This is a genomic window from Thauera sp. DNT-1, assembly GCF_055393985.1.
Map to the genome: position 1 here is coordinate 2044161 of NZ_AP043752.1, position 25521 is coordinate 2069681.

A 25521-nucleotide genomic window follows, 5' to 3' on the forward strand; every position below is an offset into this window, starting at 1 on the left:
TTGTGCCGCAAAAGCCGGCCCGCACCGGCGGATCCCGGCTTGCCCCGGCTTCATCCGGCGGATGGAAGATGGACGAGGTCGGCCGGGACGTCGATGTCTTGCAGCGCGGGCAACACCTGATACGACCACGCCAGCGCATCGAGGCGCACCCGGGTCGCCGCCGCGACCGTCGATGTACTCCAGGCGATGCCCTCGAACAGGCTCGGGTCGAAGCGGCGCAGGCCGAGAAGCACGTAGCCGCCGTCGAAGCTCGGCACGATCACCGCCTCGACCTCGTCGAGCGCCTCGGCCGCGGTGCGCAGGCAGGCTGCGTCGAGCGCCGGGCAGTCGGTGCCGATCAGCAGCACGCGCTCGCCGCCGGCAAGCACCCGCCGCGCCGCGCCCGCCATGCGTGCGCCGAGATCGCCCTCGCCCTGCGCGGACCAGCGCAGGCCTGCCGGGACCACGACGCCCTGCCAGGCCGGATCGCCCGGGGCGGGGCTGGCGCACAGCTCGACCACGCCGAGCGCTGGATCGGCGGTATCGGCAGCCCCGGCGGCCTCGAAAGCCACCGCCAGCGTGCACGCCAGCATGCGGGCAGCCAGCGCCGCGGCTCCTTCCGCACCGAGCGCCGGGATCAGGCGCGTCTTCACCCGCCCCGGCTGCGGCGCCTTGGCGATCACCACGATACGGGTCGTGCTCACCGGTAGGCCTCGGCGAGGCGCTCGGCCGGCACGCCGCGCCAGTAGGCCCAGCGCAGGCGCCACATCAGTACGATGGTGCGCCACACCCCGCGCTGCTCCCAGCGTCGCCCCGAGGTCCGCACCCGCGCCCGCAGGCAGGCCGGGCGCGACACGCGCAGCAGCCGGCGCGAGAGCTCGATGTCCTCCATCAGCGGCTGGTCCGGGAAACCGCCCACCGCCTCGAACACCTCCCGGCGCACGAAGATGGCCTGGTCGCCGGTGGCGATCCCGCTCGAGCGCGAGCGCAGGTTCATCAACGCTGCCACCACGCGCAGCATGCGCGGGCGCCCGTCGATGCGCACGTCGAAACGGCCCCAGGCACGGCCGGCCTGCACGGCCCGCAGCGTCGCGTCCGCATCTTCCGGCAGGCGCGTGTCCGCATGCAGGAACAACAGGATGTCTCCGCCGCACGCCGCCGCACCCGCGTTCATCTGCCTGGCGCGGCCACGCTCGGCGACCATCACGCGGAAGCCGGCTGCGCGCGCGATCGCCACCGAGTCGTCGCGGCTGCCGCCGTCCACCAGCACGATCTCGCAGCCGCGGTCGCGCCAAGCGGCGAGATGGGTGAGCAGTTCGGGCAGCGTGGCCGCCTCGTCCACCATCGGCACGACGATGGAGAGCGAAACCGGGCGCCCCTCCATGTCCGACACCGCCGCACTCACGCCTTCAGCGCCCCGCCGCAGCTCGAACCGCTGCCCGCGGTGCAGCCGAAGCAGTGATCGGCGACGCGGATCGGTGCGCCGGCGAGATCTCCCGCGAGCAGGTCGCGCAGATGCAGTCGTCCCGGGCGCGCCGCCGCGTCGCTGTCGTCGTGCCCCTGCGCGGACGTGAGCGCCCCTTCCGCCCCCAGCGGCAGTCCGAGCTGCTGGTTGAAGTCGCAGTCGTACAGCCGCCCCTGCCAGTCCACGCTGACCAAGGTGCGGCACATCACCGCGCCGAGATTCTCGTCGCGGTGGCTGGCCCGCAGCAGCGCCATGTAGGCGTTGAACTGCCCCTTTGAGATCAGCATCGAGCCGAAGCGCTGGATCGGCATGTTGGCGAGCGCGAACAACTGGTTGAAGACGATGCCGAACTGCGCCGCGAGCTCGCGCCGGTAGTCGGCCTCGAGCCGGGCCTGGTCGGGCGGCAGCACCGGCCCCTGCGGGTTGTACACCAGGTTCAGCACCCGGCCGCTGCCGGCCTGGCCATAGCCGAGCGCATTCAGGCGCAGCAGGCCGGCGATGCTGCGCTCGAACACGCCCTTGCCGCGCTGGCGGTCGACGTTGTCCGCGGCGTAGCAGGGCAGCGAGGCCACCACCTCGACGCCGTGCTCGGCGAGGAATTCGGCGAGATCCTCCTGCCCCGGCTCGGACAGGATGGTGAGGTTGCAGCGGTCGATCACGCGCACCCCGAGCGCCCGCGCCTCCCGCACCAGCGCACGGAAGCCCGGATGCAGCTCGGGCGCGCCGCCGGTGAGGTCGAGCGTTCCGATCGCGCGCGCGGCGAGCACGCGCGGGATCAGCGCCAGCGTGTCGGCGTCCATCATCTCGGTCCGGCCGGGGCCGGCGTTGACGTGGCAATGCACGCAGCTCTGGTTGCAGCGATAGCCGAGGTTCACCTGCAGCGTGGTGATCGCCTCGCGGCGCAGCGGCGGAAAGCGGTGCGATTCGAGCAGCGGGAGGGTGGCATGCATGCGGAGTGTCTCCATCGGGAAAGTCGATTCTTTCGGCACCTGCGGAATCCGCGGCAGCCGGCACGGTCTTTTGTCGTACCTGCCTCGGAAAAGCTTACGCTCGGGAAGTTCGAACCGTTCCCCTCGTCCGTCCCCCCCTCACCCCCCCATCCGCGCCTCCTTGTCCGCCCGAAACCATGAAGCGACTCCTCCTCGTCGGCGGCGGCCACGCCCAGCTCGCGGTCCTCCAGGCCCTCGCCCGACGGCGTCCGCACGGGGTGGAGGCGGTGCTGCTGACGCCCTCGCCCTGGCAATGGTACTCGGGGATGCTGCCCGGCTGGATGGCCGGCCATTACCGCGCCGAGGACTGTCGCATCGACCTGCGCGCGCTCGCCGACGCAGCCGGTGTGCGGCTCTGCCTCGCCTCCGCGATCGCGCTCGACGCAGAACGTCGCATGCTGCTGGACGACACCGGCACCACGCACGACTTCGACCTGCTCGCGCTCGACGTCGGCAGCCTCGTCGACACGCGCGCGCTCGACGCCCTGCCGACGGACGCCTTGCTGGCGGTGAAGCCGTTGGAAGCCTTCATCGCCGCCTGGCCGCAGCGGCTGGCCATGGCACGCGCCGGGCAGCTGCGCCGGCTCGCCGTGGTGGGCGGCGGCGCGGCCGGGGTGGAGCTCGTGCTCGCCGCCGCGGAGGCCTTTCGCCGCGCCGGCTGCGCGGTGGCGCTCGCGCTCGTCGCGCCACCCGGCGGGCTGCTCGCCGGCCATGCCGAAGGTGCGCGGTGGCGCGTGCTGCGCCGTCTGGCCGCGGCCGGCATCGCGCTCCACCCGGCTCGTGCACGGGGCACGCCCGCGGGGCTCGAGCTTGTGGACGCCGGGCGTGACGCGCCGACAACGCTGCCCGCGGACTGCGTGATCGCCGCCACCGGCGCACACGCCCCGCCCTGGACGCAAAGCAGCGGCCTGGCCTGCGACGCCGCGGGCTGGGTCATGGTCGACGCCGGCCATCGCAGCGTCTCGCATCCTTTCATCCACGCCGCCGGCGACGTGTGCACCCGCGCGGATCCCGGCTTCGCGCGCTCGGGCGTGCACGCGGTCCATGCCGGCCCGGTGCTCGCCGCCAACCTGCTCGCCGCACTGGCGGGCGGCCCGGCGAGCGCGCCGGTGCGCAGCTACCGGCCGCGCCCGCGTTCGCTCCACCTGATCGCAAGCGGTCCGCGCCACGCCATCGCCTCGTGGGGACGCTGGTCCGCCGAGGGGCGCTGGGTGTGGCGCTGGAAGGACCGCATCGACCGGGGATTCATTGCACGTCACCGGCGCGCAGCCATCGTGCCGGTGTAAGAATCCGCGGAGCACATGCGACAAAGCCCGAAGCTCCCTTCTCACTCCCTTATTCCCCGGGGCCCCACCATGCATGAACTCGTCCAGGACTACTACGGCCGCACCCTGCAATCCTCCGCCGACCTCAGGACTTCGGCCTGCTGCGATGCCAGCGCCCCGCCGCCGGCGCTCAGGCCGGTGCTCGGGCGCATCCACCCCGAAGTGCTCGCGCGCTACTACGGCTGCGGCCTGGTGAGCCCGCCCCTGCTCGAAGGCTGCCGGGTGCTCGACCTCGGCTGCGGTTCGGGGCGCGACGTGTATGCGCTCGCCCAGCTCGTTGGCGAGCGTGGCGAGGTCGTCGGCGTGGACATGACCGCGGAGCAGCTCGCCGTCGCGCGCCGCCACGAGGACTACCACCGCGAGGCCTTCGGCTTCGCGCGCAGCAACGTGCGCTTCCTCGAGGGCTATATCGAGCGCCTCGGCGAGCTCGGCCTGGAGGACGCCAGCTTCGACGTGATCGTGTCGAACTGCGTGATCAACCTGTGCCCGGACAAGGCCGCGGTGCTGCGCGAGGTCTTCCGCCTGCTTCGCCGGGGTGGCGAGTTCTACTTCTCGGACGTGTATGCCGACCGCCGCGTGCCCGCCGCCGTGCGCGACGATCCGGTGCTGTACGGCGAATGCCTGGGCGGCGCGCTGTACTGGAACGACTTCCTCGCGCTCGCCCGCGCCGCAGGCTTCGCCGACCCGCGCCTCGTGGAGGACCGGCCGCTCGCGGCGACCGACCCCGCGCTGGCCGCGAAGCTGGGCGACGTCCGCTTCTTCTCGGCGACCTGGCGGCTGTTCCGGATAGACGGACTGGAGAGCGCCTGCGAGGACTTCGGCCAGGCGGTGGTGTATCGCGGCACGCTGCCCGAGCAAGCCACGCGCTTCGTGCTCGACAAGCGGCACGGCTTCGACGCCGGCCGGGTCGTACCGGTGAGCGGCAACACCTGGCGCATGCTGCATGACAGCCGGCTGCGGCCGCACTTCGACTTCATCGGCAGCTTCGAGCGCCATTACGGCCGCTTCACCGCAGAGGGCCCGGCGATGCCCTTCGACACGGCGGCGCGCGGCACCGTCACGGACAACCCGGCGCCGACGACAATGCCGGCGCCGGTCCCCGCGACCCTCGGCAGCGCGGCGCGCAAATCCTGCTGCTGATCGGGCCACGACGGCTCCGCACGGCTCACCCGCTCCCGGGACGAAGATGAAGAAACCCCTTCTGCTGCTGCTCGTGCTCGCGCTCGTCGCCGGCTTCTTCGCCAGCGGGCTGCACCGCCAGCTCGACCTCGACACCCTCAAGGCCGGCATGGCCGGGTTCGCTGCCTGGCGCGAGGCCTCGCCGGTCCTGGTCGCCGCCCTCTATTTCGCCGCCTACGTGGCGGTGACCGCGCTATCGCTGCCCGGCGCGGCGGTGATGACCCTGGCCGGCGGGGCACTGTTCGGGCTGGGCTGGGGGCTGCTGATCGTGTCCTTCGCGTCGACCATCGGCGCCACGCTCGCCTTCCTGGTCTCGCGCCACCTGCTGCGCGACAGCGTGCACGCGCGCTTCGGCGCGCGCCTGCGCGCGATCGACGAGGGCATCGCGCGCGACGGCGCGTTCTACCTGTTCTCGCTGCGCCTGGTGCCGGCCTTCCCCTTCTTCCTGATCAACCTGCTGATGGGGCTCACCCCGATCCGCACGCGCACCTTCTACTGGGTGAGCCAGCTCGGCATGCTGCCCGGCACGCTGGTGTATGTGAACGCGGGCACCGAGCTCGGCGCGGTGGACAGCCTGGCCGGCGTGCTGTCTCCGGGCCTCGTCGCCTCCTTCGTGCTGCTCGGCCTCTTCCCGCTGCTCGCACGCTGGATGGTCGAGCGCGTGCAGGCGCGCCGGGTGTATGCGGGGTGGCAGCGCCCGGCACGCTTCGAGCGCAACCTGGTGGTGATCGGCGCCGGCGCCGCCGGGCTGGTGACGTCCTACATCGCGGCGGCGGTGAAGGCGAAGGTGACCCTGGTCGAGGCCGGACGCATGGGCGGCGACTGCCTCAACACCGGCTGCGTGCCGAGCAAGGCGCTGATCCGCAGCGCCAGGCTGGCCCACCAGATCCGCCACGCCGACCGCTACGGCCTGGAGCCCGGCGAGCCGGAGATCGACTTCCGCAGGCTGATGGCGCGCGTGCGCGCGGTAATCCGCAAGATCGAGCCGCACGACAGCGTGGAGCGCTACAGCGCGCTCGGCGTCGAGGTGCTGCAGGGGCGCGCGCGCATCGTCGACCCATGGACGGTGGAGGTGGCGCTGAACGAGGGCGGCACGCGCCGGCTCAGCACCCGCAGCATCGTGATCGCCACCGGCGCCCGCCCGACCGTGCCCGACCTGCCCGGGCTGGAGGCGGTGGGCTACCTCACCAGCGACACGGTATGGGACGCCTTCGCCGCGCTCGACGCGCCGCCGCGCCGGCTGCTGGTGCTCGGCGGCGGGCCGATCGGCTGCGAGCTGGCGCAGGCGTGCGCGCGCCTCGGCTCGCAGGTGGTGCTGGTGGGGCGCGCGCCGCAGCTCCTGCCGCGCGAGGACGCCGATGTCGGCGCCTTCGCCCGCGCCGCGCTGGAGGCGGACGGTGTGGAGGTGCTGACCGGAGTCGCGGCATTGCGCTGCGAGCAGGAAACGGCAGCGGGCGGCACAGACAAATTCCTTGTCGTCGCCGACCCCGCCAGCGGCGGCGAGCGCCGCATCGCCTTCGACACCCTGCTGTGCGCGGTCGGCCGCAGCGCCCGCCTGGAGGGCTTCGGCCTGGAGGCGCTCGGCATCCCGACCGGCGCGACGGTGGCGACCGACGACTTCCTGCAGACGCGCTACCCCAACATCCTCGCCGCCGGCGACGTCGCCGGGCCCCTGCAATTCACCCACGTCGCCGCGCACCAGGCCTGGCACGCGGCGGTCAATGCGCTCTTCGGCCACCTGCGCCGTTTCCGCGTCGACTACCGCTGCGTGCCCCACACCACCTTCACCGACCCCGAGGTCGCCCGCGTCGGGCTCAACGAGACCGAGGCGCGCACACGCGGCATCGCGTTCGAGTTCACCCGCTACGATCTGGCCGAGCTCGACCGCGCAATCACCGATGGCGCCGACCGCGGCTTCGTCAAGGTGCTGACCGTGCCCGGCAAGGACCGCATCCTCGGCGCCACCATCGTCGGCGAGCACGCCGGCGAGTTGCTCGCCGAGTTCGTGCTGGCGATGAAGCACGGTCTGGGCCTGAACAAGCTCCTCGGCACGATCCACGCCTACCCGACCTTCGCCGAGGCCAACAAGTCGGTCGCCGGCGAATGGAAGCGCGCGCACGCGCCGCAGCGCGTGCTGCGCTGGCTGGAACGCCACCACGCCTGGCGGCGGGGCTGACGCGCCGCGCGCATCAGGCGCGCTGGTAGCGCGTCCGGCTCGACAGCACCAGGCCGACAAGGGAGGCGAGCCCGGTGATCACCCAGGTCCATTGCCAGCCGCCGACAGCGCCCGCCACCCAGGCCACCAGCGGCGGGCCGAGGAACTGGCCGGCCGAGGAGCACTGCTGCATCCAGCCCACGGTGGTCGACACCGTGTCGTCGTCGGGCGCCACATGCACCGCGAGCGCGAACAGGGTCGCCGGGATAAGCCCGCCGATCGCCGAGAACAGCACCACGGCCAGGTAACGCGCGACCGGCAACTCTGCCGCGAGCGGCGAGAAGGCGACGAAGGTGGTCGCCGCCATGGCGAGGAAGCCGGCGTACAGCAGGTGGCGCGCGCACACGCCGCGATGCAGCAGGCGGCCGGCGGCGACGTTGCCGGTGACGTTCGCGAGGCAGGCGAAGGCGGTCAGCAGCCCGGCCACCTGGCCCGACAGTCCGGCCTGGGCGTAGATCGACGGCAGGAATCCGATCACCGCCAGCCACTGGCTGGAGTACATGGAGAAGGTGATCGCCACCCGCCACGGCCCCGCGCTGCCGAGCGTGGCGCGCAGGCGTGCGCCCCAGCGCGCACGTGCCGCGACCGCCGCCCCGACGGGGGTGCCCGCCGCAGCACGGCGCGCGTGGTCGGATGGCACGCGCACCGCCAGCCACGCCGCCACCGCAGCCGAGGCCATCGCCAGCAGCCCCCACAGCCCCTGCCAGCCCATCACCCCCATCAGCGCCGGCCCACCGGCCAGCACCAGCGAGGTTCCCGTGGCCATGTAGGTGCCCCACAGGCCCAGGTGCAGCGCCAGCCGGCTGGGGGGCACGAGCTGGCGGATCAGGCTGGGCACCGGCAGCACCACGAGCAGGAAGCCCAGCCCCTCGATCGCGCGCAAGACCAGCAGCTCGCCGGGCTGGGTCGCCCACGCGCCGGCGAGGCTGGCGGAGGCGAGCACGCCCTGGCCGAGCAGCACGCTGCGACGCAGGCCGAAGCCGTCTGCGGCCAGGCCGATGAAGACGCCGCCGAGCATGCCCGCCATCTGCACCATGGAGAGCAGGAAGCCGGCCTCGACCAGGCTCACGCCGAGCGCATCGCGCAGCACCGGGATCGCCGGCGGGATCTTGCCGATGTGCAGCGCGGCGACCATGCCGGCGATGATGACGACGAAGGCGGGCGGGACGCCCGCAGCCGCGGACGGCGCGTGCCCGCCCATGTTCCGGGAAGCTTCTGTGCGGCTCATGGTCTCCTCTCAGCCTCTCGATGGGCGACGAGAGCATAGCCGCGATCGCGCCGGCGTGCGCGCGGGCGAGCCCGCCGCGTTCGCGGCTTGGTGGTCCGCCCCCCGCCGTGTACATTTGCGCCCACCCCGCTTCCGCGCCCGCGCGCCCCGCCCGCCATGACCACCCCGCACCCCGAAATCCGCCCCGGCCAGTCGGTCGAGCTGCTCAAGCAGCTCCACATCCTGACCCGCGACGGCAAGCTCAACCAGGACAGCCGGCGCAAGCTCAAGCAGGTCTACCACCTCTACCAGTTCATCGAACCGCTGCTCGCCGAGGCCCTGGCCGAGCGCCCCGACATCGAGCTGGTCGACCACGGCGCCGGCAAGTCCTACCTGGGCTTCATCCTCTACGACCTGTTCTTCAAGGCGCACGCCCCCGGCGGCCGCATCCACGGCATCGAGACGCGCGACGAGCTGGTGACGAGCTCGCGCCGGCTCGCCGACAAGCTCGGCTTCTCGTCCGGGATGCGCTTCCAGAACCTCAGCGTGGCGGACTCGATCACCTCGGACCGCCTGCCCGGACGCATCGACCTCGTCACCGCGCTGCACGCCTGCAACACCGCCACCGACGACGCCATCCGCTTCGCGCTGAAGAAGGATGCCCGCGCGATCGTGCTGGTGCCGTGCTGCCAGGCCGAGGTCGCCGCGGCGCTGCGCCGGAACAAGCAGCAGGCGCTGCGCGGCCCGATCGCGGAGCTGTGGCGCCACCCCATCCACACCCGCGAGTTCGGCAGCCACGTCACCAACGTGCTGCGCTGCCTGCAGCTCGAGGCCCACGGCTACGAGGTCACGGTCACCGAGCTCGTGGGCTGGGAGCACTCGATGAAGAACGAGCTGATCATCGCCCGCCGCCAGCCCGAGCGCCCGCGCCGGCGCGCGGCCGAACGCCTCGCCGCGCTGCTCGGAATGCTCGGTCTGGAAGAACTTTCCGAGCGTTTCTTCACGAGCTGACCCGTCCGCGCCGACACCGCCGATCCATGCCTTTGTGCTGCGATCGAACTGCTAGAATCGGGGAGTCCGCCACGCAAGGTGGACAGGAGACAGGGCGCCGCGCCCGGACGGAACCGGAAAGTCGAGGAGGACGGATGCGCTCGCATCCGGAACGGACATGGCCGAAATCGAATCACCGCTGGCATTCCTGCTGACCACGCCGTACGCGAGCCGCTATCCGCGCAAGCTCGTCGAGGGCTTTCCCCATGTCGCCCGCCGCATCGCGGAGCTCTGGGACGACAAGGACAAGCTGGGCGAATACTTCACCGAGCTCATGGTCTCGAAACGGCCGAGCCGGCGCGGTTTCCCACCCGAGGTGGGCGCAGAGATCGTTTATCTGAGCATGGCCTACGACCTCCACGGCCCGGTGCGTCCCACCCCGCAAGCGGCCCCCGAGCCCACGACGGCCGCGCGCGACGACGCCTGGGACTACGAGCGCGCGGTCGCCGAGCTCGAGCGCCTCGACATTCCGATCACGATGGCGCAGTTCGTGCGCGCGCTGGAGGCTGGCGACCAGCAACTGTGCTCGCTCTTCCTGCATGCCGGCTTCGACATCGACGGCCGCGACGCGCGCCAGTGGACGCCGCTGATGATCGCCTGCTTCCATGGCCGCGAGGCGCTCGCCCTCGAGCTGATCCGGCTCGGCGCCAGCGTGGATGCGACGGACGCCGACGGCTACACGCCGCTGCACTGGGCCTCGGTGAACGGTTACCAGAAGGTCGGCGAGGTGCTCGTGCGCCGCCAGGCCGAGGTCAATGCCACGAGCAATGCCGGCATCACGCCGCTGCTGCAGGCCGCGGCGCGCGGCCACCTGGGCGTAGTGCGCCTGCTGCTCGACCGCAAGGCCAAGGTCAATCTCGTCGCCGCGGACGGCTCCACGGCACTGCTCAAGGCGGTCGCCAACGGACACTGGGAGATCGTCAACACGCTGCTCGACGCCGGCGCCTCCACGCAGGCGACGATGAAGAACGGCACCACCCTGGTCGACATCGCCGCACGTTCGAAGGACGAGCGCATCCGCGAACGCATCGCCATCGCCGCGCGCATGGAGGCGCGCGGCGATGCGCCGATCCAGCGCGACGAGCCGCCACCGCTCACCGGCACGATCTACTGACGGCGGGGCGCGAACGCCGCCTTGCCGGGACCGTCCGTGCGATCCGTCCGCCCGCTCGCGACTCGCGTCGCGCCGGGGCGCTGCGGATACCGTGCCGGTTGATCGTGGGAGCGACGCGAGTCGCGATCGCTGCGGTGGATGAACGGCGGCGACGGCGCGGAGGCGGGATACAATCACGCTCCGCTGGACCGCCTCATTGCCGATGACGAAACATTCCACCCCGCCCGCGCCACCGGCCCTGCTCCCTTCGCTGCGGACGGATGCGGGCGGCCCATGGCGGTGATGCCCTCCGCAGCGCTGGCGGTGCTGGTGGTGGCGCTGACCTCGCTCGGGCCGCTCTCCACCGACTTCTACCTGCCCGCCCTGCCCGCGATCGCGCGTGCCCTGCACACCGACAGCGCCGGCGTGCAGCTCACCCTGTCGGTCTACCTGCTCGGCTTCGGCGCCGGGCAGTTGCTCGTCGGCCCACTCTCGGATCGCTGCGGACGGCGGCCGGTGATGCTGTGGGGCATGCTGGTGTTCCTGCTCTCCACGCTGGTGTGCGTGTTCGCGGAATCGCTCGCCGTGCTGGTGGGCGCGCGCCTGGTGCAGGCCCTCGGCGCCTGCGCAGGGCCGGTACTCGGCCGTGCCGTGGTGCGCGACCTCTACGGCCCCGCCGAATCGGCGCGCGTACTCTCGCACGTGTCCACCGCCACCGCGCTCGCACCGCTGCTCGCGCCGCTGTTCGGCGGCTGGCTCACCGCCGCCTGGGGCTGGCGCGCGACCTTCGTCGCGCTCGCGATCTACGCCATGGTCCTGATGCTCGCCGTGGCCGCGCTGCTGAAGGAGACCAACCGCCACCCCGATGCCCATGCGATGCGCCCGGCCCGGATGCTGGCCAACTACCGTACGCTGCTCGCCGACCCCGCCTACCGCGGCGCGCTGCTGATCGGCTGCGGCGCCTTCGCCGCGCTGTTCGCCTTCATCTCCGGCTCGCCCTTCGTGTTCATCGAGCACTTCGGCATGTCGCCGCAGCAGATGGGCCTGGCCTTCGGGCTCAACGTCACCGGCTTCATGATCGGCTCGACGCTGTCGGCGCGGCACTCGCGCCGCCTCGGCCCGGCGCGCCTGATCCGCTACGGCGTGTGGATCGGCGCGGCGTGCGGCGTGCTGCTCGCCGCGCTCGCCTTCGCCAGCCCGCAGCACCCGGCGGCGGTGATGCTGCCGATGTGGGGCGTCACCGCGGCGATCGGGCTGATCCTGCCCAACGCCACCGCGCTCGGACTCGCCGGCTATCCCAAGATGGCCGGTGCCGCGGCCTCGCTGATGGGTTTCGTGCAGATGGGCCTGGGCGCCGGGGCGGGCATGCTGGTCGGGCACGGCGTGCAGCACGGCACCGCGGCGCTCGGTCTCACCGTCGCGGCCGGCATGCTGTTCGCCCTCGCCGCATGGAGCCGCTCACCCGCGCGCTGAACGCGGGCGGCGTTCACAAGAACGCACGGCCGGCCTCCACCAGCCCGGCGATGTCCGCCGCGAGTTCGTCCAGGCGCGCCGCCACGTCGGGCTCGTCCTGCGCGATTGCCTTCTCCAGCGCTGCGGCCGCCTGCATGATCGCGAGCGCGCAGATGAAGCCGGCGTTGCTGCGCAGCGTGTGCATGCGGCGCGCCGCCGATTCGCGCTCGCCGCGTGCGAGATCGGCGCGGGTCGCCGCCACCACCCCGGCGTTGTCCTCGATGAAGAGCCCGAGCAGGCCGATGAACATGTCGCGATCCTTGCCGAGGCGCTGCATCGCACGCTCGCGGTCGATGCCGGGCAGCGCGGGGAAATCGTCGCCAGCCGCGGCAGGCGGCGCTGCTGCGCTCTGCGCCGGCGACGCGGGCGGGGGCACGGGCGCGGCGGCCGGCATGGGTGCGGCAGCGACCGCGTGCGCAGGCCGATCACCCGCGCCGGCCGCGGGCGTCGCTTCGGGCAGGCCCGCAGCCGGCTGCGGCATTACCCAGCGCATCAGCAGCTGCGTCATCTGCTCCAGGTCCATGGGCTTGGGCAGCACGTCGTCGGCGCCGGCGGCGCGCGCGGCGGCCTGCTGATCCTCGCCCACGCCGGCGGTGAAGGCGATCACGGGCAGCGCGGCGAGGCCGAGCTCGTCGCGGATGCGGCGGGTGGCGGAGAGGCCGTCGAGCACCGGCATCTGCACGTCCATCAGCACCGCGTCGAAGGCCTGCGGCCGGCCACGCAGCAACTCGATGGCCTGCTGGCCGTCGGCGGCGAGGGTGGCGCACGCGCCCTCCAGCGCCAGCGCGCGTTGCACCAGATCGCGGTTCATCGCGCTGTCGTCCACCACCAGCACCTGCATGCCGGCCAGCCGCGGCCCGGCCGCGCGATCGCCTTCCGGCGCCGCGACCGCTCCGACGCTCGCCGGCTCGCCGCCGGCAACCCGCTCCAGCGGCAGTTCGAACCAGAAGGTGCTGCCCAGCCCGGGCTGGCTATGCACACCGATCGCGCCCCCCATCAGCTCGACCAGACGCTTGCAGATCGACAGGCCCAGCCCGGTGCCGCCGAAGCGCCGCGCGATGCCGGCATCGGCCTGGGTGAAGGGGGCGAACAGGCGCGCCTGCGCCTCGGGCGCGATGCCGATGCCGGTGTCGCGCACCTCCGCACGCAGGCGCAGGCGCACCTCCCCCACCTCGTCGGCGCGCACGCGCAGGGAAACCTCGCCACGCTCGGTGAACTTGATCGCGTTGCTGACCAGGTTGATGAGGATCTGCTCGATGCGCAGCCCATCGCCGCGCAGCTGCCCGGGCGGCAGCGCCGGCGGCTCGATGCGCAGCGCCAGCCCCTTCGCACGCGCGGCCTGGCCCATCAGGCTGTCGAGATTGGCGAGCAGCGCGCGCAGGTCGAAGGGCCGCGGCTCGATGCGCAGCTGGCCGGCCTCGATCTTGGAGAGGTCGAGCACGTCGTCGAGGATCGCCAGCAGCGAAGCGCCGGCGCCGCGGATGCGCCCGACCATGTCGCGCTGCGCAGGCGCGAGCGGCTCGCGCTCGAGGACCTGGGCGAGGCCGAGCACCGCGTTCATCGGCGTGCGGATCTCGTGGCTCATGTGGGCGAGGAACTCGCTCTTGGCGGCGTTGGCCGCGGCAGCCGCGGCCGAGGCCTCGCGCAGGCGCTCCTCCATCTCGATGCGCGCGGAGATGTCCTCGACGATGCCGAGGTAGCGCGGTGCGTCCTCCGAGGCCACCTGCACCGGCGCGAAGGCCAGGCTCACCCACACCGGCGTGCCGTCCGGGCGCAGGTAGCGCTTGTTGAGGCGGTAGCCGGCGATGCGCCCGGCGTCGAGGCGGCCGAGCTGGCGCAGGCTCTCGGCGACGTCGTCCGGATGAGTGAGCGCGATCGGGTCGACGCCGACCAGCTCGCCGACGCTGCGGCCGACGATCGCGGCGAAGCGCGGGTTGGCCTCGGTGATCCGCCGCGTGCGCGGGTCGAGCAGCACCACGCCCAGCGGCGCCTGCTCGAAGATCACCCGAAAGCGCGCCTCGGCGATCTGGCGGGCCTGCAGGGTGGCGCGCTCGCGCTGCTCGCGGTCGCGCCGCCACACCAGGTAGCCGCCCGAGTACACCAGCATGAGGCCGAGCGCCATCACCACGCCCATGCCCCAGGTCAGCGTGCGGATGCCCGAGTAGGCCTCGCGCTCGTCGATCTCGGCGAGCATCAGCCAGGGCGTGCCCTCGACCGCGGCGGCGTAGGCCAGTACCGGCACTCCGCGGTAGTCGCGCCCGCCGGAGAGGATGCCGCGCTCGCCGAGCGCCGCGCGCGCGGCCGGCAGATCGGGAGTGGCGAGCGGGCGCTCGAGCGCGAGCGCCGCATCGGCCTGATGGCGCAGCGGGGTCAGGAAGCGCACGCCCTCGCCCTCGCGCCGCACCAGGTAAGTCTCGGCGCTGCGCGTGGGCACCGGCCAGGCCTCGACCATCGGATACAGCGCGGTCTCGGCCTCCCAGGTCAGGTAGGCCACACCGCGCGACGGCGCGCCCACCGGCGCGAGCACGCCGTAATGCGTGCGCCCCCGGGCGTCCTGGTGCAGGTCGACGAGCTCGACGCGCGGCTGCCGCAGCACGTCGGCGATCAGTTCGGCATGGGCCGAGAGGTCGGGGCTGCCGACCGCGAGCGCAGGCGCGCCGTCGGCGTCGAGCAGGGCCACGCCCTGCCAGCCGCGCAGGCGGGCGAGCTCCTCGACGAGCGCCCGCATGCGCGCGAACGCCGCATCGTCGCGGCGGCCGCCGTCCAGCCAGGCCTCGAACAAGGCCTCGAGCTGCGAATGGCCGGTGAAGACCATCCGCACATCCACGCGCGCCTCGGCGAGCCAGCCTTCGATGTGCTGGCGCTTCTGCTCGGCGATGACCGCCAGCGTGCGCTGGGTCTCGCGGCGGATCTCCTCGCTCAGCGAGCGGTAGCCGAAGGCACCCACGCCGCCCACCAGCACGGTGAGGGCGATGAGCGGAAAGGCGAGGCGCAGGCCGGCATGGCGGCCGCGGGTGGCGGCATCGGCGGCGGGAGCGTGGTTCATGGCGTGGAGGCGTGCGATCGCGGCCGGGCCGGTGCACGCAGACAGAAGAATGTCCGCATTGTTGCGCTGCGGCAAGCGCGCTGCAACCCGCTTCGAGGCGTCTAGCCGCCGCCGGGCAGAAAGAGCGCCGGGTCGACCATGCTGCGGTTGAGCATCACCGACCAGTGCAGGTGCGGGCCGGTGACGCGCCCGGTGGCGCCCACCGCGCCGATGCGTGCGCCGGCCTTCACCGTGTCGCCCGCCTTCACCGCGATCGAGGACAGGTGGCAATACATGGTGAGCAGGCCGCGGCCATGGTCGAGCCATACCGTGTTGCCGTTGAAGAAGTAGTCGCCGGTGTCGATCACCCGGCCCGCCGCGGCGGCCACCACCGGGGTGCCCGTGGGCGCGGCGATGTCCATGCCGCCATGCGGCTTGCGCGGCTGGTCGTTGAACACCCGGCGCAGCCCGAAGGAGCCCGAGCGCCGCCCCGGTACCGGCTGCAGCATGCGCAGGCTGCCGGGATCGAGCGTGCTCCAGGTGGCGACGATCTCGGCCGAGCGCAGGCGCTCGCGCTCGTGGCGGGCGAGGTCGGCGGGCGACAGGTCGACCTTGCCCGGCGCCACCTTCAGGCGCTGCTCGGCGTAGCGCACCGGCCCCACCGCGACCGGCACCCGGCGCGGCGGCTCGCCTTCCGCGCGCACCTCCAGGTCCACGCTGCCCGGCTCGGCTTCGAGCGCAATGCCCACCACCGCGGTCCACCCGCCCGGGCGCCCGGCGACCAGCACCGGCACGCCGTCCAGGCTGGCCTGGGGCGCGACCAGTGCGGGTCCGAGTTCGACCAGGGCGACCCCGCCCGCCACCGCGCGCTCGCGCGGCAGTTCCAGCGCCGCGACCGGCAGGGCAACGCAGGCCGCCGCAGCGGCCAGAACGCGGGCAAGGCGAACGCGGGCAAGGCGTATACGCCACCCGCACGAAGGGAACGAGCGCATCATCGGATTCCTGGATTCGGGGGCCGTGCCGGCGCGTTGCCACGCCTGCAGCATGAAGCTGCGGACGGTGTCGCGACGACGACCGATGCCGCGATGATAGCGGCGAAAAGCGCGGAGATCGCCGATGCGCACGCTAGAATCGCGCCCTCGCTTTTTCCGCCCGCGATCCGGGCTTCATGACGAAACGCCGCCACCCGCGGCTGGAGACCAAACATGGAAGCATTCGCCAACCAGGTCGTCGACCTGCTCAACGGCCTGCTCTGGGGCAAGATCCTGATCTGGCTGCTGGTCGGCACCGGCATCTATTTCACCCTGCGCCTGGGCTTCATCCAGTTGCGCCACTTCGGCCACACCTTCACGGTGCTGCGCGGCAGCCGCCAGTCCGACGCCTCCGGCATCTCGTCCTTCCAGGCCCTGTGCACCTCGCTCGCTGCGCGCGTGGGCACCGGCAACATCGCCGGCGTGGCGGTGGCGATCACGCTCGGCGGCCCGGGCGCGATCTTCTGGATGTGGGTGATCGCGCTCGTGGGCATGGCCACCGGCTTCGCCGAGGCCACGCTCGCGCAGCTCTTCAAGCAGCGCGACGACAAGGGGCAGTTCCGCGGCGGCCCCGCCTACTACATGGAGAAAGGTCTCGGCCAGCGCTGGGCGGGCACGATGTTCTCGATCTTCCTGATCATCGCCTTCGGCTTCGCCTTCAACTCGGTGCAGTCGAACACGATCGCCGGCGCGATGGTCGGCGCCTTCGAGCTCGACATGGGCAGCTTCACGCTGGGCGGCAACGAGGTCGCCGTCGCGGCGCTGGTGGTCGGCGTGGCGGTCACCGTGCTCACCGCGGTGATCATCTTCGGCGGCCTGCGCTCGATCGCGCGCTTCTCCGAGCTCGCCGTGCCCTTCATGGCGGTCGGTTACCTGGTGGTGGCGGTCGGCATTCTCCTCGTCAACCTCGGCGAGGTGCCGGGCGTGCTGGCCATGATCGTCAAGAGCGCCTTCGGCTTCCACGAAGCCGCCGCCGGCGGCATCGGCGCGGCCATCCTCAACGGCTTCAAGCGCGGCCTGTTCTCCAACGAGGCCGGCATGGGCTCGGCGCCCAACGCCGCCGCCGCGGCCACGCCCTACCCGCCGCACCCGGCCTCGCAGGGCTACGTGCAGATGGCCGGCGTGTTCATCGACACGATCCTGATCTGCACCGCGTCCGCCGCCATCATCCTGCTCGCCGGTCCGGTCGAAGGCACCGGCGTCGGCCTGGTGCAGAACGCCCTGACCAGCGAAGTGGGCGGCTGGGGCAAGTACTTCCTCGCCGTCGTGGTGCTGTTCTTCGCCTTCACCTCGATCGTCGCCAACTACTTCTACGCCGAGAACTGCCTGGTGTTCATCGAGCACAACCACCCCGCGGGCCTGCTGATCTTCCGCCTGATCGTGCTGGCCATGGTGATGTTCGGCGCGATCGGCTCGCTGCCCTTCGTGTGGAACTTCGCCGACGTGGCGATGGGCCTGATGGCGATCACCAACCTCGTCGCCATCCTGTTGCTCTCGGGCCTGGTGGTGAAGCTGGCGAAGGACTACAACGCCCAGCGCGCCGCCGGCAAGCTGCCCACCTTCGACGCCCGCGCGTACCCCGAGATCCGCAGCAAGCTCACGCCGGGCATCTGGGACTGAGCCGGGCCACGCCCCGAGCGGCGCCACCCCGGCCGGATGCCAGGCGCGTCCCGGAGCGGGCGCGCCGCGCAGCCGCCGATCCGATGCACAGCCTCCTCGAGTTCCCGAGCCCCTTCCCCGCCGAGCCCGGCGTGGTGCGCCTGCTCGAGCCGCCCGGGAGCGACGCCGCCGCGCTCGCCGCCCGCCTCGTCGCAGGCGACTACGGCAAGCCCTTCGTGCTCGAGAATGGCGGCCTGCGCGCGCTGCACTTCAGCCTCGGCTACGTGCAGAGCGTGATGGACATCGCCAATCCCAGCGCGCTCGTGCTCGCCTATGCACGCGCGATGATGGCCTTCCTGCTGTTCAATCCGCGCCCACGCCGGATCGGCATGATCGGCCTCGGCGGGGGCTCGCTGGCCAACTTCTGCCACCGCCATCTGGCGGCGGCCGAGCTGACCGTGGTGGAGATCGACGCCGACGTGATCGCCCTGCGCCGACACTTCGGCGTGCCCGCCGACGACGCGCGCTTTCGCGTCCTCCACGCCGACGGCGTGCGCTGGCTGGGCGAAACGCAGACGCGCAGCGACGTGCTGCTGATCGACGCCTTCGGCGCCGAGGGCGTCGCCCACACCCTGCTCGACACCGATTTCCACGCCAACGCCTTCCGTCACCTGGGCGGGCACGGTGTGCTGGTCATGAACCTCGCCGGCGCACGCGAATCCTTCGCCCCCCACGTCGCCCGCCTGCTCGAGATCTTCGACGAACGCGTGATCGCGATACCGGTGCGCGAGGACGGCAACCACATCCTGTTCGCCTTCCGCGATCCCGCCTTCACGCCGCGCTGGAACTGGATGCGCAGCCAAGCCCACGCCCTGCAGGCGCGCACCGGACTGGACTTTCCCAATCTCGCCCGCGCGCTCGAAGCCGGCGAACGTCAGGGCCATGCCTGGCGGCTCGCGCGCTGAGCGGGCGGCTGCCGTCGGCTCGACGCCGACTCAGCGCCGGTTGTTGAACGGGTAGCCGTACAGGCGCAGCAGCTGGCGGAAGGCCTCCATGCTGACCGCGGGGTCGTAGCTGGCGAACAGCTTTTGCTGGCGCTCGTGCAGCGCCGCGGGCTGTGCCGACAGCAGCATCTCGCGCTCGTCGAGAATGTCGTCGCGCATCCGCGGACTCACGAACAGGAAGGGGATCGGCCGGTACAGGCCGTCGTCGGACGAAAGGTGATAACGGGGGTGGGCGATCTGGATGTTCTCGGCGAGATGACTCTTCATGGCTCCGTCGTACGGTCGAAATCGATGTCCGTCCCGCACCACGCGGGCTCGGAAAGCTGTCGACGCGGGCGGCAGGCCGGCGCGTCCGTCTGAACGACCATGGAAGCGGAAAAAAGATCCCGCCGCACACGCTGCGTGCGCGGCGGCAGCGGCGTGGATCCGCTCAATGCGAGCCGGCGAAGGGGTAGCGATAGAGCTCGAGCAGCTCGGTGAAGCTGCGTGCCCCCGCCACCGGGTCGTAGCGATCGAAGAGCTTCTGCTGGCGTGCGCGCAGGGCCGGGGGCAGGGACGCGACGAGCAGCGAGCGCTCGTTCAGGATGTCGTCGCGCATCCGCTCGGTCACGAACAGGAAGGCGATCGGTGCATAGAGTCCGTCGCGGGTGGGCAGGTGAAAACGCGGGCTGGCGATGCGGATGTCTTCGGCGAGATGACTTTTCATGGTTCCAGGCTCGCAGGCAGTGGGTCTCCGTCCTTCCTGGAATCATCCCTCATACGCCCCGCAACGCGTAGCATGAAAGCGCGGTGTGGCCGCAATCCATCACGCTCGCACGCAAAAGGCGAGCGCGGATTTCCGTCAGCAGCGCGCTAACGCGCCGGCTTCGGCGCGACCGCCGCCGCCCCGCAGCCCGCACCGAGCCAGCGCGCATCCGTCTCGAGATCGAGGTCGCCGCGCACCGAGGCGAGCTTCACGCGGGTCGTGAAATGCTCCGGGCCTTCGACGCGCGCGTGGAAATCGCCCTCGGCGTCCGGATCGGTGCAGCGCAGGCTGCCGCGGATGGTGTTGCCGCTACGCTCGACCCGCGTCAGCGTGCAGTTGCCCTCGACCTTGCCGGCGAAGACGTTGTCCTGGCGCGCCTGCGCGGGTGTGATGCAGCTGCGCACGCTGCCGTCCGCGCCCAGGCTCACCCCGCGCTGCTGCATCTGCTGCTCCAGCATGCGCCGGGTGTCGGCCGGCAGGCCCTTGATGTGTTGCTGCAGCATGCCCATCTGCGCCGCCATGTCGGGCAGGCCGGCCAAGCTCAGGCGGGTGGAGCGGAACTCCCACAGGCCGGGGCGGAGGTCGTCCAGCGCGTGCGCGGCCGGCACGGCGCAGGTCAGGACAAGAGCGAGCGCGGCGGCGCGGATCGGGGTCATCGGGGCGGTCCTCGTGGTTCGGCGTGCGGACGCGGAAGCGCGCCCGACATCGACGCCTGCATTATCGCAGGCCGGGGGCGGGCGACGACGCCTCGCAGCCCCCCGGATCGTGAGCGGATCTTGCGGCGGCACGAAGGAGCGCGGTGCGGCGGACAGCGGCGGAGGAGCCCGGCGTGGCGGGTATCGGCACGCCATGCATCGCGACTTGCGTCGCGCCTACAAGACCCGGCCCGGCCCGATCCGTCCCGCCAGCGCAAGCAGCGCCGCGTGATCCACCAGCCCCTTCACGAAGCGCGCGGGGATCCCCGCCAGACCGACCTGCGCCCCCACCAGCGCACCGGTCAGCATGGTGCGCGCGAGGTTCTGCCCGCCGCCATTGAGCGCATGCAGCACCGCCGACTCGAAGTCGTCGGCGAAGCGCGCCGCGAGGTAATACGCCGCCGGAAACTGGTGATACACCGCGCAGGGCATGCCATACACCAGCGCGACCTTCCACGCCGGCTCGATGCGCACGTCCGGGTCGTGCGCCGCGCGCGCGATCGACGACTGCGTGAGCAGCGCATCCGGCGACGGGAAGCGGCCGGCGGTCGGGGCCTCGGCGGCACCGGGGCGCGGCGCCTGGAGGTTTCCCGAGGTCACGGTGTGAAAGGGCAGCGCGCCGGATTTCACCCGCGCCATCAGCTTGGCCGAGATTGCCGCGTCGAACTTGTGGCCCTCGACCAGCATGCCGAGCACCGCGCCGAAGGCGACGGTCATCGCCACCACGGTGCCGTCGGTCTGGGTCAGCACCGTGTTGCGGGTGACGGCATCGGCGAGTGCGGCGGGGTCGAGGGCGTAGCGCACCGCGATCGCCAGCGTGCGCTCGGCGGCCTCGGTGGTGTCGGCGTTGCCGGCCACCCGGCCCCAGGGCAGGCCCTGCCGGATGCGCTTGCGCCAGGCCTCGCGGATCGACTGGCTGGTGTAGCCGCCGGGCCCCTGCATCGGCGTGCCGTCGAGTCGTGGAAAGAAATCCTCGTCCATGCGGCGGCAGAAGTCGGCCTCGTCGTAGCCGCCGCATTCGGCCAGCGACTCCATCGTGAGCCTCAGCAGCACGCCGGCCTGCGAGGATTCGCCCGCCTTCATGCCCGCATGGTAGTGGTCGGGCATGGGCGCGGTATAGCCGGTGATCCACGGCCCGTAGCGCGCGCGCAGCTCGTCGAGGTCGTAGTACCAGTGCGGGCCGAGCGCCAGCGCGTCGCCGATGAAGGCTCCGAGCAGGGCACCGAGGGCACGGTCCCGCAGGGCGGCGGGCCCGTCGATGCCCGCGACGGAAACCGGGTCGGCAGACATCAGGGGCCGATCGCCACGGTGTCGAGCGCCTTCCAGGTCCGCGGACCGACGATGCCGTCCGGCACCAGGCCGTGCGCGCGCTGGAAGCGCCGCATCGCCGCCTCGGTCAGGGGGCCGAAGGCGCCATCCACCTGCTGTGCGCCGAAGCCGAGCTTGCGCTGGACTTCCTTCACCAGAAAGATCGGATTGCCCGTCGCGCCGCGCCGGATGGTGGGTCGATCCTCCGCATCCTTGCGCGGGATCGAGGGCACGGGCGCAGCCGCGCCGCTCATGAGGGCCGCGACCTCGCTGCGGAAACGCTCCATGTCGAGCGTGTGCGGGTCGCTCTTGCGCCCTTTCGGCAGCGCATATTCCTTGTGACCGCAGCACATCCCGGCATCCTGGCCGAGATGCGCCAGGATGGCGGCCACGCCGCGACGATAGGCGTCGAGCTGCACCTCGGGCCAGGGTTCGAACCCGGGTTTGGTCGGATCACCGATTCCGGTGCTCTCGGCCTCGATGCCGATGAAGCTGCCGTTGCCGTCAGTGATGCCCTTCCACTCGCCCCGCCCCGCGTGATTGGCCCTTCCCGCGGCGATCACGTAGAACGTGCCGTCCCGCCCGAGACCGAGCTGCGCCAGCGGCCCCGCCAGATCGGCACGCCCGTTCTTGAGTACCCCGAGGCTGGGCATGTTTCCGCTCCGCGGACCGGCGGTGTGATGGCAGATCACGCCCTTGACGACACCCATTTCGCTCCGTCCGCGGTTCGGCCAGCCATCGACCTCCGCGACCTTCAAGCCGGCGTCCCTCAGAACGACCGGCAACCATGTCAGCTGGAATGGCATGTCAGGCTACCCCCCCTTCGGCGGCGGGAAGGTCTTCGTCGGGCGTCGCCTCGGTCTCCTGGACCGGGCGGTCGCACACGTCGATCTCCTGCTCGTCGGGTTCGCGTTTTTCGGTCGTTCCGTTCATCTTGCAGCCCTCCTTCCTGTCCTGGGTGCGCCCGCAGGACGGTGACGCCCATGCGGGATACCCTTCAATATAGGCCGTCGATGCGCCCCGACAAGCGGATTCCAGGCCCGATCAGGTCGTCCATTGGTCGTGGATGACCCCCACCAGCAGCCAGCGTCCGTCCACCTGCTCGAAGACCAGGCGCAAGGCGCTCCAGTCGAAGGCCGCGGCCCCGCCACCCGGCGCGGGCTCGACGTAGTACTCCACCCGTGTTCCCTGCGGATACGCTTGGGCAGCGTTGTCGGCAGTGTTGCCGCGCTGCTGGTCGACATTCACACCGATGCTGCCCGCCCCGCGATAGTCGCGGTCGAGCACGAAGCGCTCGACATACTGCGCGGCCGTCAAGGCGATCGGCTCGCCGCTGCCGTCGGCATGGCCCCACACGTGGACCGTGGCGTCGTCCCAGAAGTGGCGCAGCTGTGCGGGCAGGAAGACGCGATCCTCCTCGACATCGACGTAGGCATAGGGCGAGAAGCGCACGCCCTTGTGCGGATGCGCCCTGCCCGCGAGGCGTTCGCCGTCGCGTCGCACAAAGGCCTCCACGACCTCGTTCGCGACCAGGACGATCTCCTCGACCGCAGTGCGGGCCGGAGCCGGCGCTGGCGCCGGCACGCCGCGCCTTTCGCCCGCGTACAGGCCGGCCACGAGCAGCAGCACGGCCAGCGCCACCATCCACAGCGTCTTCGCGCGCTTCATCGACCCGCCCCCTCAGGCCGTCAACTCGCCGATCAGGGCGGGGTCCGCGATGCCGGTGGCCGCCAGCCCGTGCTGCGCCTGCCAGGCCTTGAGCAGGTTGAAGCTGGTCCGCCCGAAGATGCCATCGGCGAGGATGTCCACGCCCCGGTCGGACAGGCCGAGCTGCAGCAGGCGGACATCCAGCCCGCGCGCCAGCGGGGTCGCCAGCGTCAAGGGGCGCGAACCCGGCTGCGGCCCGTCGTAGCAGCCGGGCGGCAAGGCGGCGAGCGTCACGCTCGAGATCTCCCTGCCGCGCACCACGAGCGGCATCTCGAGCCCCCAGAAGCCCTGGTCGATGAGGCGTCCGAACGCTTCCATGCGATACACCGTCTGGCGCAGGTCGGCGCGCGCGTGGCCCTCCAGCCAGGCTCGTCGCGTGCGCACATAGGCGTCGATCCAGGCCTGCTCGCCCACCGCCGCGGGCTCGCCGACCGCGCGCGTGGTGCGGTCGCGCATCGCCAGCCAGGAGCCGTGCACGGCGCTGTCGTACACCACCGCCACGCCGAGCGGGGTGTGCACGCCCAAGCTTGCGGCCGCGCGCAGCGCAGGCTCCCAGTAGGTCCGATCGAAAAACGCATCCTGCGTATCGCGCATCACCGGATCGTCGGCGGTCGCACGCAGCACGTTGTGCAGGCGGGGATCGTCGTCGAGGCTCTCGTCGATGGCCAGGAAGCGCGGCAGGTAGGACGCCAGCCGGCCGGCGAAGCGTGCCCCGGGGTTGGCGCAGTATTGCTGCAGCAGCTTGGCGAGGTTGCCCGAGCCGAGCGTGGTCTGCGATCGGCCGAAGGTCAGGTGGCCGGTATCGCCCGGGATCAGCGTCACCTTCCCGTACTGGCCCAGCACCTCCCCGGTCTCGAACAGGTTGACGATCGCCTTGGCGACCGCCGCCTGGGTGGCGGTGACGCCACCGGCGACCGCCCCCCTCCCCGCGCGCGCCGCTGCGGCGGGGGCTGCGAGGCTTGCCCCGGCCGCCGGCGTGGCGCTGCGATCCTCGAAGCGCAGCACGCAGAACCCGGGCCGCTCGGGATGGGGATCGCAGCTGGTGACCCGGAAGCCGAGCTGCTCGACGTCGAGCGTCTTCTCGGCGCAATCCGTGCAGGGAATGATGCGTTCCATGGCTCGCTCCTTCGGGTTCGGGGATCAACGCCCGGCAAGGCCGCACACGTACTGGCGGTGCAGGGACAGACGCGTCGTGGCGTCCGCGGAATCGGCGTCCAGCAGCGCCAGGTAGCGGGTATAGCGCTCGCGCGCGGCATCCGGGCCCAGGCTGGCGAACGCGCCGGCACCGGCTTCCTGGTCCAGGACCCCCAGCGCCTCGGCGTTCCGCCATACCGCGGGCAGCTTCGCATCGGGCAGCGCGGCCAGGCAGCCCAGCGTGACCAGGGCGTGCCGGGACTGCTGGCGTTCCTCGCTGCGATAGGCGTTCAGCGCGGCGTCGGCCTTGGTCAGGAAGACGTCCCGGACCTCCGGCCGCGCGGCGAGGGCGGTCGCGGCGGCGCCGGTCGCGAACAGCTGCCCGGCGCCGAAGCGCGAGTCGGTCGCGCTGCGGGCGTCGACATCGGTCTGCAGGGTCGCCAGCACCGAGGGGAAGCGGCCTGCGTTCACCGGGATCACCGACAGCTCCTTGCGCTTGTAGCCGAGGGTGAAGGTGGAGGTGCTGCCGCCGGCCTCGTAGCCGATCTTCAGGCCCACCGTGGTCGAGCTGCCGAAGAACATCGGCTTGAAGTCGCCCCCCTGCTCCGGATCGGACGGCAGCGGCGCCGCGGGCGCGAGCAACGCGCGGGCGGCGTCGCCGGTGGCGTAGAGCTGCTTCACCTGGCGATCGAGCAGCTGCCCGTTGGTCATGAACACCGCCAACACGGGCGGCACCGCGCCGCTCTCGTAGCGCGGGCCGAAATAACCCTCGACGCGATCGTAGGCGATGCTGGCCGATGGCGGCGTCTGCTCGACGTCCACGCCGAGGGAGCTCTTGGTCACGAAGACCACGGTGTCCGGTCGACTCGCGCAGCCGGCGACCATCAGCGCGAGCGACAGGAGGATCGAAACGCGGCGAGTGCTCATCTGACGACCTCCGTTCGATCTGCAGCGGGCGCGAGGCAGGCGCCATCGCGCAGGAATCCGAGCGTGGTGTCCGCATAGCCCAGCACGAGCGCGCTGCCCGCCTCGGCACGAGTCCAGCCCAGGCCCAGGGTCTGCACGCGCAAGGTCTCCCCGGCGACCGCGCCTTGCGCCGGCGGGAGGGTCAGATGCATCCAGCCGAGCAAATGCCGCTGCCCCTCGGCATCGACCCACACGTGCGCGCACCCGCCTGCCAAGGCCAGCACGGCCAGCGCTCCACCTCGCAGGATCGAATCGACCAGGGGATTCATGTCAGGCTCGATGAACCACGCCGG

The 25521-nt window shown here is 72.0% G+C and carries 24 protein-coding genes; 8 read left to right on the forward strand and 16 right to left on the reverse strand.

What is annotated here, in order from left to right:
• Positions 1 to 50: 50 nt before the first annotated feature.
• The 3 genes from ACZ5PP_RS09480 to arsS are packed head-to-tail and all read right to left on the reverse strand — an operon-like array spanning position 51 to position 2394.
• Positions 51 to 683 (reverse strand): TIGR04282 family arsenosugar biosynthesis glycosyltransferase, encoded by a 633-nt coding sequence (locus ACZ5PP_RS09480; protein ID WP_012586010.1) that lies wholly within the window; start codon positions 681 to 683, stop codon positions 51 to 53.
• Entirely contained in the window at positions 680 to 1384 is a 705-nt protein-coding gene (locus tag ACZ5PP_RS09485) for a TIGR04283 family arsenosugar biosynthesis glycosyltransferase (RefSeq protein ID WP_245537197.1), read from the reverse strand. Before ACZ5PP_RS09485 ends, ACZ5PP_RS09480 begins: the two co-directional genes overlap by 4 nt.
• Positions 1381 to 2394 (reverse strand): arsenosugar biosynthesis radical SAM (seleno)protein ArsS, encoded by a 1014-nt coding sequence (gene arsS / locus ACZ5PP_RS09490; protein WP_464826994.1) that lies wholly within the window; start codon positions 2392 to 2394, stop codon positions 1381 to 1383. Before arsS ends, ACZ5PP_RS09485 begins: the two co-directional genes overlap by 4 nt.
• A gap of 176 nt (positions 2395 to 2570) precedes the next feature.
• On the opposite strand from arsS, the gene ACZ5PP_RS09495 reads away from it, so the two are divergent.
• The 3 genes from ACZ5PP_RS09495 to ACZ5PP_RS09505 all read left to right on the forward strand — a co-directional run bounded on the left by ACZ5PP_RS09495 (position 2571) and on the right by ACZ5PP_RS09505 (position 7113).
• The gene (locus ACZ5PP_RS09495; protein ID WP_464826995.1) at positions 2571 to 3719 is read left to right on the forward strand and encodes an FAD-dependent oxidoreductase; all 1149 of its coding nucleotides are present in this window, start codon (positions 2571 to 2573) and stop codon (positions 3717 to 3719) included.
• 69 nt (positions 3720 to 3788) lie between these two features.
• Entirely contained in the window at positions 3789 to 4898 is a 1110-nt protein-coding gene (locus ACZ5PP_RS09500) for a methyltransferase domain-containing protein (protein WP_012586012.1), read from the forward strand.
• Between the two features lie 46 nt (positions 4899 to 4944).
• Complete coding sequence (locus tag ACZ5PP_RS09505) at positions 4945 to 7113, forward strand: FAD-dependent oxidoreductase (protein WP_464826996.1); 2169 nt, start codon at positions 4945 to 4947, stop codon at positions 7111 to 7113.
• A 13-nt stretch (positions 7114 to 7126) separates the two neighbouring features.
• On the opposite strand, the gene ACZ5PP_RS09510 is transcribed toward ACZ5PP_RS09505, so the two are convergent.
• Positions 7127 to 8380, reverse strand: coding sequence for an MFS transporter (locus ACZ5PP_RS09510; protein ID WP_012586014.1), 1254 nt, complete (start codon positions 8378 to 8380; stop codon positions 7127 to 7129).
• 156 nt (positions 8381 to 8536) lie between these two features.
• Between ACZ5PP_RS09510 and ACZ5PP_RS09515 the strand changes: the two genes are divergently transcribed.
• The 3 genes from ACZ5PP_RS09515 to ACZ5PP_RS09525 all read left to right on the forward strand — a co-directional run bounded on the left by ACZ5PP_RS09515 (position 8537) and on the right by ACZ5PP_RS09525 (position 11975).
• Positions 8537 to 9370, forward strand: coding sequence for a class I SAM-dependent methyltransferase (locus tag ACZ5PP_RS09515; RefSeq protein ID WP_004326273.1), 834 nt, complete (start codon positions 8537 to 8539; stop codon positions 9368 to 9370).
• A 157-nt stretch (positions 9371 to 9527) separates the two neighbouring features.
• A complete protein-coding gene (locus ACZ5PP_RS09520; RefSeq protein ID WP_464826997.1) occupies positions 9528 to 10523 on the forward strand; it encodes an ankyrin repeat domain-containing protein in 996 nt (331 codons plus the stop codon).
• Between the two features lie 273 nt (positions 10524 to 10796).
• A complete protein-coding gene (locus ACZ5PP_RS09525) occupies positions 10797 to 11975 on the forward strand; it encodes a multidrug effflux MFS transporter (protein WP_004326277.1) in 1179 nt (392 codons plus the stop codon).
• Between the two features lie 13 nt (positions 11976 to 11988).
• Here ACZ5PP_RS09525 and ACZ5PP_RS09530 read toward each other — a convergent pair whose 3' ends face one another.
• Both ACZ5PP_RS09530 and ACZ5PP_RS09535 read right to left on the reverse strand, forming a co-directional pair.
• On the reverse strand, positions 11989 to 15060 hold the full coding sequence (locus ACZ5PP_RS09530; RefSeq protein ID WP_464826998.1) for an ATP-binding protein: 3072 nt from the start codon (positions 15058 to 15060) through the stop codon (positions 11989 to 11991).
• Positions 15061 to 15161: 101 nt separating this feature from the next.
• Complete coding sequence (locus ACZ5PP_RS09535; protein ID WP_012586017.1) at positions 15162 to 16034, reverse strand: peptidoglycan DD-metalloendopeptidase family protein; 873 nt, start codon at positions 16032 to 16034, stop codon at positions 15162 to 15164.
• 210 nt (positions 16035 to 16244) lie between these two features.
• Here ACZ5PP_RS09535 and ACZ5PP_RS09540 point away from each other — a divergent pair, with 210 nt between their 5' ends.
• Together ACZ5PP_RS09540 and ACZ5PP_RS09545 are read left to right on the forward strand one after the other, a co-directional pair.
• Positions 16245 to 17690 carry an alanine/glycine:cation symporter family protein gene (locus tag ACZ5PP_RS09540; protein ID WP_004311272.1) on the forward strand — a complete coding sequence of 482 codons (1446 nt, stop codon included), beginning with the start codon at positions 16245 to 16247 and terminating at the stop codon, positions 17688 to 17690.
• 83 nt (positions 17691 to 17773) lie between these two features.
• Positions 17774 to 18634 (forward strand): fused MFS/spermidine synthase, encoded by an 861-nt coding sequence (locus ACZ5PP_RS09545; protein ID WP_004311274.1) that lies wholly within the window; start codon positions 17774 to 17776, stop codon positions 18632 to 18634.
• Between the two features lie 30 nt (positions 18635 to 18664).
• Here ACZ5PP_RS09545 and ACZ5PP_RS09550 read toward each other — a convergent pair whose 3' ends face one another.
• From ACZ5PP_RS09550 to ACZ5PP_RS09595, 10 genes are all read right to left on the reverse strand, one after another.
• Positions 18665 to 18940, reverse strand: a complete 276-nt coding sequence (locus tag ACZ5PP_RS09550; protein WP_004311276.1) for a hypothetical protein — start codon at positions 18938 to 18940, stop codon at positions 18665 to 18667.
• 163 nt (positions 18941 to 19103) lie between these two features.
• Complete coding sequence (locus ACZ5PP_RS09555; RefSeq protein ID WP_004311278.1) at positions 19104 to 19379, reverse strand: hypothetical protein; 276 nt, start codon at positions 19377 to 19379, stop codon at positions 19104 to 19106.
• 146 nt (positions 19380 to 19525) lie between these two features.
• Positions 19526 to 20074 (reverse strand): DUF3617 domain-containing protein, encoded by a 549-nt coding sequence (locus ACZ5PP_RS09560; RefSeq protein ID WP_004311279.1) that lies wholly within the window; start codon positions 20072 to 20074, stop codon positions 19526 to 19528.
• A 216-nt stretch (positions 20075 to 20290) separates the two neighbouring features.
• Entirely contained in the window at positions 20291 to 21403 is a 1113-nt protein-coding gene (locus tag ACZ5PP_RS09565) for an ADP-ribosylglycohydrolase family protein (RefSeq protein WP_004311281.1), read from the reverse strand.
• Positions 21403 to 22131, reverse strand: a complete 729-nt coding sequence (locus ACZ5PP_RS09570; protein ID WP_004311283.1) for a peptidoglycan recognition protein family protein — start codon at positions 22129 to 22131, stop codon at positions 21403 to 21405. Before ACZ5PP_RS09570 ends, ACZ5PP_RS09565 begins: the two co-directional genes overlap by 1 nt.
• Positions 22132 to 22228: 97 nt before the next feature.
• Entirely contained in the window at positions 22229 to 22354 is a 126-nt protein-coding gene (locus tag ACZ5PP_RS09575) for a hypothetical protein (RefSeq protein WP_004311285.1), read from the reverse strand.
• Positions 22355 to 22465: 111 nt separating this feature from the next.
• Entirely contained in the window at positions 22466 to 23089 is a 624-nt protein-coding gene (locus ACZ5PP_RS09580) for a hypothetical protein (protein WP_004311287.1), read from the reverse strand.
• 12 nt (positions 23090 to 23101) lie between these two features.
• Positions 23102 to 24244: a chitosanase gene (locus ACZ5PP_RS09585; RefSeq protein WP_004311289.1), complete on the reverse strand. Its 1143-nt coding sequence runs from the start codon at positions 24242 to 24244 to the stop codon at positions 23102 to 23104.
• 24 nt (positions 24245 to 24268) lie between these two features.
• Positions 24269 to 25189, reverse strand: coding sequence for a hypothetical protein (locus ACZ5PP_RS09590; protein WP_004311291.1), 921 nt, complete (start codon positions 25187 to 25189; stop codon positions 24269 to 24271).
• A complete protein-coding gene (locus ACZ5PP_RS09595) occupies positions 25186 to 25497 on the reverse strand; it encodes a hypothetical protein (protein WP_004311293.1) in 312 nt (103 codons plus the stop codon). Before ACZ5PP_RS09595 ends, ACZ5PP_RS09590 begins: the two co-directional genes overlap by 4 nt.
• Positions 25498 to 25521 lie beyond the last annotated feature (24 nt).

What these genes read in the sequence shown, in the direction of transcription:
- arsS (WP_464826994.1), bottom strand. Translation starts at nt 2,394, where the DNA reads ATGCATGCCACCCTCCCGCTGCTCGAATCGCACCGCTTTCCGCCGCTG.
- ACZ5PP_RS09495 (WP_464826995.1), top strand. Translation starts at nt 2,571, where the DNA reads ATGAAGCGACTCCTCCTCGTCGGCGGCGGCCACGCCCAGCTCGCGGTC.
- ACZ5PP_RS09500 (WP_012586012.1), top strand. Translation starts at nt 3,789, where the DNA reads ATGCATGAACTCGTCCAGGACTACTACGGCCGCACCCTGCAATCCTCC.
- ACZ5PP_RS09505 (WP_464826996.1), top strand. Translation starts at nt 4,945, where the DNA reads ATGAAGAAACCCCTTCTGCTGCTGCTCGTGCTCGCGCTCGTCGCCGGC.
- ACZ5PP_RS09510 (WP_012586014.1), bottom strand. Translation starts at nt 8,380, where the DNA reads ATGAGCCGCACAGAAGCTTCCCGGAACATGGGCGGGCACGCGCCGTCC.
- ACZ5PP_RS09515 (WP_004326273.1), top strand. Translation starts at nt 8,537, where the DNA reads ATGACCACCCCGCACCCCGAAATCCGCCCCGGCCAGTCGGTCGAGCTG.
- ACZ5PP_RS09520 (WP_464826997.1), top strand. Translation starts at nt 9,528, where the DNA reads ATGGCCGAAATCGAATCACCGCTGGCATTCCTGCTGACCACGCCGTAC.
- ACZ5PP_RS09525 (WP_004326277.1), top strand. Translation starts at nt 10,797, where the DNA reads ATGGCGGTGATGCCCTCCGCAGCGCTGGCGGTGCTGGTGGTGGCGCTG.
- ACZ5PP_RS09530 (WP_464826998.1), bottom strand. Translation starts at nt 15,060, where the DNA reads ATGAACCACGCTCCCGCCGCCGATGCCGCCACCCGCGGCCGCCATGCC.
- ACZ5PP_RS09535 (WP_012586017.1), bottom strand. Translation starts at nt 16,034, where the DNA reads ATGATGCGCTCGTTCCCTTCGTGCGGGTGGCGTATACGCCTTGCCCGC.
- ACZ5PP_RS09540 (WP_004311272.1), top strand. Translation starts at nt 16,245, where the DNA reads ATGGAAGCATTCGCCAACCAGGTCGTCGACCTGCTCAACGGCCTGCTC.
- ACZ5PP_RS09545 (WP_004311274.1), top strand. Translation starts at nt 17,774, where the DNA reads ATGCACAGCCTCCTCGAGTTCCCGAGCCCCTTCCCCGCCGAGCCCGGC.
- ACZ5PP_RS09550 (WP_004311276.1), bottom strand. Translation starts at nt 18,940, where the DNA reads ATGAAGAGTCATCTCGCCGAGAACATCCAGATCGCCCACCCCCGTTAT.
- ACZ5PP_RS09555 (WP_004311278.1), bottom strand. Translation starts at nt 19,379, where the DNA reads ATGAAAAGTCATCTCGCCGAAGACATCCGCATCGCCAGCCCGCGTTTT.
- ACZ5PP_RS09560 (WP_004311279.1), bottom strand. Translation starts at nt 20,074, where the DNA reads ATGACCCCGATCCGCGCCGCCGCGCTCGCTCTTGTCCTGACCTGCGCC.
- ACZ5PP_RS09565 (WP_004311281.1), bottom strand. Translation starts at nt 21,403, where the DNA reads ATGTCTGCCGACCCGGTTTCCGTCGCGGGCATCGACGGGCCCGCCGCC.
- ACZ5PP_RS09570 (WP_004311283.1), bottom strand. Translation starts at nt 22,131, where the DNA reads ATGGGTGTCGTCAAGGGCGTGATCTGCCATCACACCGCCGGTCCGCGG.
- ACZ5PP_RS09575 (WP_004311285.1), bottom strand. Translation starts at nt 22,354, where the DNA reads ATGAACGGAACGACCGAAAAACGCGAACCCGACGAGCAGGAGATCGAC.
- ACZ5PP_RS09580 (WP_004311287.1), bottom strand. Translation starts at nt 23,089, where the DNA reads ATGAAGCGCGCGAAGACGCTGTGGATGGTGGCGCTGGCCGTGCTGCTG.
- ACZ5PP_RS09585 (WP_004311289.1), bottom strand. Translation starts at nt 24,244, where the DNA reads ATGGAACGCATCATTCCCTGCACGGATTGCGCCGAGAAGACGCTCGAC.
- ACZ5PP_RS09590 (WP_004311291.1), bottom strand. Translation starts at nt 25,189, where the DNA reads ATGAGCACTCGCCGCGTTTCGATCCTCCTGTCGCTCGCGCTGATGGTC.
- ACZ5PP_RS09595 (WP_004311293.1), bottom strand. Translation starts at nt 25,497, where the DNA reads ATGAATCCCCTGGTCGATTCGATCCTGCGAGGTGGAGCGCTGGCCGTG.